Source organism: Microcystis wesenbergii FACHB-1317 (assembly GCF_014696875.1).
GTDB classification, from domain to species: domain Bacteria; phylum Cyanobacteriota; class Cyanobacteriia; order Cyanobacteriales; family Microcystaceae; genus Microcystis; species Microcystis wesenbergii_A.
In genome coordinates, this window is the sequence record NZ_JACJQV010000076.1 from 1 (window position 1) to 8,187 (window position 8,187).

The 8,187-nt window shown below is 41.7% G+C and carries 7 protein-coding genes and 1 pseudogene; 5 read left to right on the forward strand and 3 right to left on the reverse strand.

What is annotated here, in order from left to right; genetic code table 11:
• Positions 1 to 323 precede the first annotated feature (323 nt).
• The gene (locus tag H6F92_RS03870) at positions 324 to 1,781 is read right to left on the reverse strand and encodes a DASH family cryptochrome (RefSeq protein WP_190356860.1); all 1,458 of its coding nucleotides are present in this window, start codon (positions 1,779 to 1,781) and stop codon (positions 324 to 326) included.
• Positions 1,782 to 1,925: 144 nt separating this feature from the next.
• Positions 1,926 to 4,235, reverse strand: a complete 2,310-nt coding sequence (locus tag H6F92_RS03875) for a GumC family protein (RefSeq protein ID WP_190356864.1) — start codon at positions 4,233 to 4,235, stop codon at positions 1,926 to 1,928.
• A gap of 241 nt (positions 4,236 to 4,476) precedes the next feature.
• Between H6F92_RS03875 and H6F92_RS03880 the strand changes: the two genes are divergently transcribed.
• The 3 genes from H6F92_RS03880 (at position 4,477) to H6F92_RS03890 (ending at position 5,571) form a co-directional block, all read left to right on the forward strand.
• Positions 4,477 to 4,818 carry a coiled-coil domain-containing protein gene (locus H6F92_RS03880; protein ID WP_190356861.1) on the forward strand — a complete coding sequence of 114 codons (342 nt, stop codon included), beginning with the start codon at positions 4,477 to 4,479 and terminating at the stop codon, positions 4,816 to 4,818.
• Positions 4,819 to 4,902: 84 nt separating this feature from the next.
• Entirely contained in the window at positions 4,903 to 5,244 is a 342-nt protein-coding gene (locus H6F92_RS03885; protein ID WP_190356862.1) for a hypothetical protein, read from the forward strand.
• An 84-nt stretch (positions 5,245 to 5,328) separates the two neighbouring features.
• Positions 5,329 to 5,571, forward strand: a complete 243-nt coding sequence (locus H6F92_RS03890; protein ID WP_422392756.1) for a hypothetical protein — start codon at positions 5,329 to 5,331, stop codon at positions 5,569 to 5,571.
• Position 5,572: 1 nt separating this feature from the next.
• Here the strand turns inward: H6F92_RS03890 and H6F92_RS03895 are convergent.
• Positions 5,573 to 6,341: pseudogene (locus H6F92_RS03895) on the reverse strand (ISL3 family transposase); the annotation flags it as partial.
• Positions 6,342 to 6,512: 171 nt separating this feature from the next.
• On the opposite strand from H6F92_RS03895, the gene H6F92_RS03900 reads away from it, so the two are divergent.
• Positions 6,513 to 6,986 carry a DUF29 domain-containing protein gene (locus tag H6F92_RS03900; protein WP_199308122.1) on the forward strand — a complete coding sequence of 158 codons (474 nt, stop codon included), beginning with the start codon at positions 6,513 to 6,515 and terminating at the stop codon, positions 6,984 to 6,986.
• 175 nt (positions 6,987 to 7,161) lie between these two features.
• Positions 7,162 to 7,944, forward strand: coding sequence for a Uma2 family endonuclease (locus H6F92_RS03905; protein WP_190356863.1), 783 nt, complete (start codon positions 7,162 to 7,164; stop codon positions 7,942 to 7,944).
• Positions 7,945 to 8,187 lie beyond the last annotated feature (243 nt).

Consider the following 8,187-nt stretch of genomic DNA (forward strand, 5'->3'; position numbering starts at 1 on the left):
TATCAGTTATCAGTTATCAGTTATCAGTTATCAGTTATCAGTTATCAGTTATCAGTTATCAGTTATCAGTTATCAGTTATCAGTTATCAGTTATCAGTTATCAGTTATCAGTTCATGAGACATATCCAAAAATTATAACTCAATCAGAGGTTGCTTTGATTATTTGTACTAATAAATAGTTCGATAATCCAAATATATATCTATCGTTGCTAATTTAATTTAACTGAAAAAATCTAGGGACATTAAAATCATTTTTATTTGGGTAAGTTTCTTGTCTAGAAAAAATTATAGTCTTGAGATAATATTAGGTAGAAGTCCAATGATCACCGATTACTGAAATGCTGAAGATAAATTTTTTCATTGTGTTTTATCGATTGAAAAAAATCGACAATGGGACGAGGATAATTAACCCCTAAAATTACCCCGTAAAGCCTTTGTTCCTCTGGAGATAATTTATAAGGTTCGTGAATTTTATCGCCTTTTATTCGGGCTAATTCGGGCAACCAGTGACGTAAATAGTCACCTTTGGGATCATAATCTCTCGACTGTTTAGGGATATTAAAATAACGAAATCCTCGCGCGTCATTACCGACACCAGCAGTGTAATTCCAATTACCCCAATTACTACAGACATCGTAATCAATTAATAATGACTCGAACCATTCTGCTCCCATGCGCCAATCAATACCGAGATTTTTGGTCAGAAAACTAGCGACATTTTGCCGGCCACGATTTGACATAAATCCTGTAGCGGCTAACTCTCTCATATTAGCATCCACAAGGGGATAACCAGTTTTTCCTTCACACCAAAGATTAAATCTTCCCCAATCTTCTAACCAAGGTAAATTAAGTTCTTGCAAACCAGATTTATAGAAAATTTTATTCCCGTGTTTACTGCAAATAAATCGGAAAAAATCTCGCCATAATAATTCAAAAATCAGCCAATAGGTAGAGTCATTTTTTACTCTTGTTTGCTCATATTTTTGTACTTCCTCGTAGATATAACGGGGGGAAAGACAGCCCAAACTTAACCAAGCTGAGAACTTTGAGGAATAATTAGTCCCTAACATTTCATTGCGGGTTTCCTTATAGGTTTTTAAGGAATCACTATCCCAAATATATTCTTTAACCCGTGATTTTCCTGCCATTTCACCCCCTTGAAATAACAAAACACCTCCCCGGTCTAGAATTGGTTCTGTTAGTCCTAAATCGTTTAAACTAGGAAGATTTACCCAATCTATTTTAGGTAATTTTGTCAACTTTTTCGGCGTGGGATAAATTGTTCTTATTTCCCAATGACGTTCTACTTGTTTACGAAAATTAGTAAATAATTCCGGCAGTTGATTGAGGGTAAAAGGTAAGTCATCAGGATGATATAAAGTGGCTGTCCAAAAAGTTTTTATCTGCACGGGAAGCATGGATAAAGCCTTATCGACAGCTTTTTCTATCGCTAATTCCTCTGCCGTTACCTCTTGATGATAATAAACCTTGGCTATCTGCAATTCTTGAACTAATTGCGGGATAATTTCCTCTGGTTTTCCCCATCGGATAATTAAATTACTGCCTAAACTTTCCAGAGATTGTCGTAAATTTGCTACGCTTTCTAATAAAAATTTAGCCCGGAACTTGCCAGTTTTGGGAAAGCCGTAGGAAGTAAGACCAAATTGACGCTCATCAAAACAATAGAAGGGAATTATCTCTAATTGTTCTTGAATGGCTTGATAAATTGCCTCGTGATCGTGAACCCGCAGATCATTGCGATACCAGATTAAAACCCGCATTTAACATCAATTAAAAGTTGATAACTGATCAATAAGTAGTTAGCTGTTAAAAACCATCAGACACCCCCCTTAATAAGGGGGGCAGGGGGGATCGGCACCTCCCTTATTAAGGGGGGATTAAGGGGGGATCTATCTTCAATTTAATTATCTTTTGCCGTAGTAATGGCCATAGTAACGATAATTGTGGTCTTTCCGACTAACATTATTAGCCACTAAACCTAACACGGAAATGTGGGATAATTTCAGATCTTCGAGCAGATTTTTCAGCGCAAAGCGATCGGTTTTGCCCAGTTTGGTGACGAGAATTAGGCCAGTGGCCATGGCGGCGAGAATTTTGGCATCGGCAAAAGCGGCGATCGGTGGTAGATCGTAGATAATTAGATCGAAGGCGTGGTCTTGCTGTAATTGCGAGATCATCTCCTGCATTCTCTGGGAAGAAAGCAAACGGGTGGGATCTGGGGGAATTGGACCGGCGGTAAGAATCGATAAATTCTCGTAGCGGGGTAGAGATTGAATAGCCTCGTTCCAATCAAGACCCTCGGCGATGACATTACTAAGGCCGTGGTCGTTATCGAGATTAAGTCGATGGTGAACCTGGGGTCGTCGCAGGTCAGCATCCACCAGTAAGACTCTTTGTCCCATACTAGCGGCGGCCTTAGCAATATTCATTGATATGGTGGTTTTACCATCTCCCGGTGATACAGAAGTAATCACGAGGGACTTGAGGGGGGAATCGGAACCGAGGAGGCGAATATTGGTGTTAAGAGTGCGGAAAGCTTCCGAAAAGGGGGAGAAATTATAGTAGGAGGGGTTTTCGTGGGCTGATTTCCCAGTACTATTAGGGATAGTGATTTTGCGATCGCCGACTGTTAACTGGGGTAGGGCGGCGGTGATCACTTTTTCGATCGTACCGAGGTCTTTTTGCCAGGGAATTGCGCCCAAAAGGGGTAGTTTAGTATCTTCTTTTAGTTCATCTGCACTATGATGAACGGGGTCTAATCTTTCAGCTAAAAAGGCCGCCCCTAGGCCTAGTAACAGGCCACCGATAACCCCTAAAGCTAGATTTCGCACAGGTTTAGGAGAAACGAAGTTCTCCCCTACTTCTGGAGGGGAAATTAGTTGCCAAGGCACCACTTGTTGTGCCACCTTGAGTTGAAGTTTTTGTTGTTCCTCCAGAAAACGGCCGAGACTGGTGGTGGCAATTTCCAATTCTCGCTGCAAATCCGTATAGCGACGGGCTAAAACCGCCAGATTTTTGACCGAGGCTTTCTGTTGTTCGAGGGCTTGGGCAAGGGATTTTACCTTAATTTCTAGGGTTTGGCGACTGTTAGCGGCTTCCACCAATTGCTGGGTTAATTGTACCCGCAAAGCACTCTGAGATACCAAAGCCGGGGAGTCACCCACTGTCTGGGGCAGTTTTTCCCCTAGGGTTCTCTGGGCCTCTTTTTGCAGTAGGGGCAGTAAATTAGCCCGTTTTTCCTCTAGGGTGGCGATTATCGGGCTATCCTTGGCAAAAACTGCCGATTGTTTGGCCAGTTCCACTTCCACTTCCTGCAGCTGCTTGAGCAAATCTTGATAACCGGGAGATTCACTCAGATAAGTGGCGATAATTGCTTGATTAGGGGCTAATCCCACCTGTTGCTGTAAAGCTTGATAGCGAGATTTAATTTCGTTAAGGGCAACTTGGGCTGCCCAATAATCTTGTTCAGTAGTGGTTAACTGTTGTGATAAACGAGTCGCTTCTTTATCAGGATCGAGGAAATTGTATTGCTGCCGGAATTGCTGCATTTGTTTTTGTAGAGTATTAACTCGTTCCCGCAGCACGGGCAATTGATCGTTAACAAAATCTAACCCTTGATTAATTTCGGTCTTCCGTTCCTGAGAACTATAGTTGAGGTAATGACGGGCTAAATTATCTAAAACCAGCTTAATTTTTTCCGGTTCCGCATCTTGATAGGAAATTTCTAAAACTTTCGTCTTTTTTAATTGACTAATTTCGAGATCAGATTTGCCAGTTTTACTAATTAAATCACTGTAGGTAAAATCGGGATACTTAGGGGTTATTTTACTAAGGATGGGGTTAAGAAGTTGAGGACTGGTTAAAACAGCGATTTGGGTATCATAATCGATGTCTTCACCACCCAACTGAGGCAGGATATCTTGGGCTGCCAGTGTGGAAGAACTTTTATTTTCCTCAATGGGTTGACCGATGAGCAGCAGGAATTTACCTTGATAGATAGGGGTTTTTAAGAAAGTCCAAGCAGCGATCGCACCTGTCACCCCTAGAGTGATGCCAGCGATTAACCACCAGCGATGCTTGACGACAGAAAGGACTTGACGCAGGTTGAGTTCCTCCTCTTCTTGCGTCACGGAGGGGATAAAAGCCGGTTGATCAAAAACTGGTAGATTTGCTTGACTTTGGGTTTTTAAAGCCCCGTTTTGTTGGTTGTTCATCGCCCCGTTTTGTTGGTTGTTCATCATTAATCAAATAGTCAAGGGATAACTCTATTAAAAGATTTTGCGGTAGCAATCTGGCTCGATTAATCACCGCTTAATCATAACACCGCACTACGATAATAACTCTAGTTTTTCCAGAACTGCTAATTTTTGTCCAGCCTCGTCTTATGGTCAAGCTTGCTGATAATCCTACCCACCGTTCAGAAAATCGATTATTAAAAAAGGGGAAAAGCCAGCCATGACCGGAAGCTCGGCCGGACACCCCAGATGGACAGATGAGATGCTAGATGAATTGGCAGACTCAGTTTCGGGGGTTAAAGACTCGGTTGCGGAATTGCGAGAATCAGTTGCGGAATTGCGAGAATCGGTATCGGAAGTCAGAGACTCAGTAAATGGGGTAAGAATAACTGCACAAGCAATGTTACAAATAGCTGCTCAACAACAGCAAGAAAATGAAGCTCGGCAAGCAGAAATTGCCGAAATCAGGCAAAGACAGGAAGAGTCAGACAAGCGTTTTGAGGTTTTGCTCTCAGAAGTCCGCCATCTGATTCGGCAAATTAAACCAGAAAATCAATCATAAGCTTGAGAAAAATGGCGGCGATTGCGTCTATAATTACGTACAATTTAAGCAGCCATTGAAACTGAGAAGGTAGAAAAACAAGCCATGACAAGAAGGGATGGGGAACGGACGAGATGGACAGATGAAATGCTAGATGAATTAGCAGACTCAGTTTCGGAATTGCGAGAATCGGTTTCGGAAATCAAAGACTCGGTATCGGAAGTCAAAGACTCGGTTTCGGAATTGCGAGACTCAGTAGATGGGGTAAGAATAACTGCACAAGCACTGTTACAAATAGCTGCTCAACAACAGCAAGAAAATGAAGCTCGGCAAGCAGAAATTGCCGAAATCAGGCAAAGACAGGAAGAGTCAGACAAGCGTTTTGAGGTTTTGCTCTCAGAAGTTCGCTATTTGATTCGGCAAATTAAACCAGAAAATCAATCATAAGCTTGATAAAACCAGCGGCGATTGCGTCTATAATTATTGACAATTTAAGCAGCTATTGAACCTGAGAAGGGAGAAAAACAAGCCATGACAAGAAGGGATGGGGAACGGACGAGATGGACAGATGAGATGCTAGATGAATTGGCAGACTCAGTTGTGGAATTGCGAGAATCGGTATCGGAAGTCAGAGACTCAGTTTCGGAATTGCGAGAATCGGTATCGGAAGTCAGAGACTCAGTAGATGGAGTAAGAATAACTGCACAAGCACTGTTACAAATAGCTGCTCAACAACAGCAAGAAAATGAGGCTCTTCGTTACTCTTTATGCTAAATTAACAGACAAAATGCCAAGACAACATACTTCTAACCCAAAAATTCCGAAAGTTTCTCAAGCCATGGCCTCTCCGTTTTATTAGTTTAAGTTTATTGTTGATTCCCTCGACCACCCCATTCGTTGTCCTTCGCTCGAAATAACTAATGATTTCTCCAAACCAGTTTCGGATTGTTTGACAACTCTTGGTAAAAATACTGGAGGATTTTGCTAACCATTCCGAGATGGATAGCAGTCCCTCTGTCGGATTCTTTGAGGTTTCGTAAATCTTTCTGAATTCTTCCTTTAATTCGTGCATCTTTTTCAAATTTGGTCAAGTTTTTTTGATAGCTTCTAGTTTGATTTTTTGGGTTTCCGTTAAATCTTCTTCATTTTTTAACAGGCTATATTTACTTCGCTTTAAAACTTCTAGCTTTGCTTCTTTTTCCGCTTTCTGTTTTTAATTTTTCTGCGCTTCTACGGCTCTTTTTTCTGCGGATCGACGGCTCGACTGAGCGTTCGACTGAGCTCACGCCGAAGTCTCGCCGAACGTCTGAGCATCGCCGAACGTCTCTTCTTTGTTGGTCTAACTCTTGATTAATTTGTTTCATTACATGGAATCTATCGGCGACTACCTCGGCCGATGGCATCAATTCTTTCACTAAATTTTTATAGGTTAGCCAAAGCTCTGGGCTGACTTCTTCAATTTGCTCTAACACCTCTTTCCCCCAGCCTGTAAGCGTTTTTCTCAACTCCTCTTGTGTTCGCTTCTCTAGAATAGCGGCCAATTCAGACTTGAATTGGCCTAGTTCTACAAGAGATGTAGAATTCAGTTAATAAAAGGAAGGTTAAGGAAGATAAATAGTACAAAAAAATTATCAGGTAATCGCTACTTGACAAAACTGACAATATTTGTTAACATCAAGCTTGTGGAAGTTATCTCATTAATAAAACTGCGAGAAATGTCCAGTATTTTATATGATTCTGATTTTGACTTGTGGATTGAGCAGACAATCCAACAATTAAAAGATCGTCAATTTGAACGACTAGACGTTGAACACTTAATTGAGGAATTGCAAGACTTGGGCAAGTCAGAAAAAAGAGCCTTAGAAAGTAACTTAATGGTGTTGTTGGCTCATTTACTCAAGCTCAAGATACAAGGCGATGCGCCTGATACTATGACAGGCAGTTGGTATGATTCAATCAACGAACACCGGCAGCGAGTTCAAAAAAGCTTGCGAGATACTCCATCTCTCAATCCCTATCTGTCAACAGCAGTTTCCTCAGTCTATCCAGACGCTCGCCAGCTGGCAATTAGAGATGGAAAAAAAGCCAAATTTGACGTTCGCATACCATTAGAAAATGACTATCCAATCACCTGTCCTTTTTCAATTGAGCAGCTCTTGGATGATGATTTCTATTTAAATGCGTCTTAGCCTAGAATTGTGATATAACATATAGCAATCCCCTAAACCCTTGAGAACAAGCAGCTGAACAATGGGATTAAGCTCCTTACTCGTTCACGACTGATTTAGAATTGCTATAGCCAGTTAAAGAGGGCAAAAAATCTAGAAAATCTAAATAACTAAACCCAAAATATAGGAGAAAAATATGGAAACTCTAACTATTAGTCAACCAATGCAGTTAACTGCATTACCCACGCAAGATGAACTTCCCTGCGATGATGGAGTACCGATGGAAACTCAAAGGCATAAATGGCAGATGGATCTGTTAATAGACAGTATATCACCTTGGCTAGACCGACGAGAAGATGGTTATGCCAGTGGCAATATGTTTGTCTATTTCAGTACAGCACAACTGAAAAATCAAGACTTCAAAGGACCTGATTTTTTTGCCGTCCTAGGCGTACCAAAAGGGGAGCGAAAAAGTTGGGTTACTTGGGAAGAGGGAAAAGCCCCCGATGTAGTGATTGAACTACTCTCAGAAAGTACTGCCCAAATAGACAAAACCGAGAAAAAACAGATTTATCAAGATAAGTTACGAGTCCCTGAATATTTCTGGTACGATCCTTTTAACCCTGAAGATTTTGCCGAATTTGTCTTAGTTGATGGTGTATATGAACCGCGGCAACCCAACGAGAAAGGATGGCTAATCAGTGGTCGTTTGGGATTAGCTTTAGTTCGTTGGCAGGGAGAATATAGAGGGGTAACAACCGTCTGGATTCGCTGGGCAACTTTAGATGGAATGTTGTTACCAACCCCGCGAGAGTTGGCTGAGGAAGCACAACAGAAAGCTGAGGCAGCACAACAGAAAGCTGAGGCAGCACAACAGAAAGCTGAGGCAGCACAACAGAAAGCTGAGGCAGCCGAAGAAAAAGCCGAACGAATGGCGGCTAAACTCAGGGAATTGGGGATTAATCCCGAAAGTCTCTAACTTCCTCTGGGCGGATTTTGGGAAGACTCCCCCGGTGGGGTACTTCATTTTTGAATCGGCATTTTCACCAATGGAGAACGAGGAATTAACGACTGTTCCGATTTATTGTGCATCAAGGCTTGCGGCGTTCATACTAAATCCTGTTATAATAAAACAAGTAAAGACGAGGAGATAAAATGCCCAAGAAAGCTTACTTAGCCGAACATCTAAGTTCAGAGGAACTGAAAGATAGATACAGAAGCA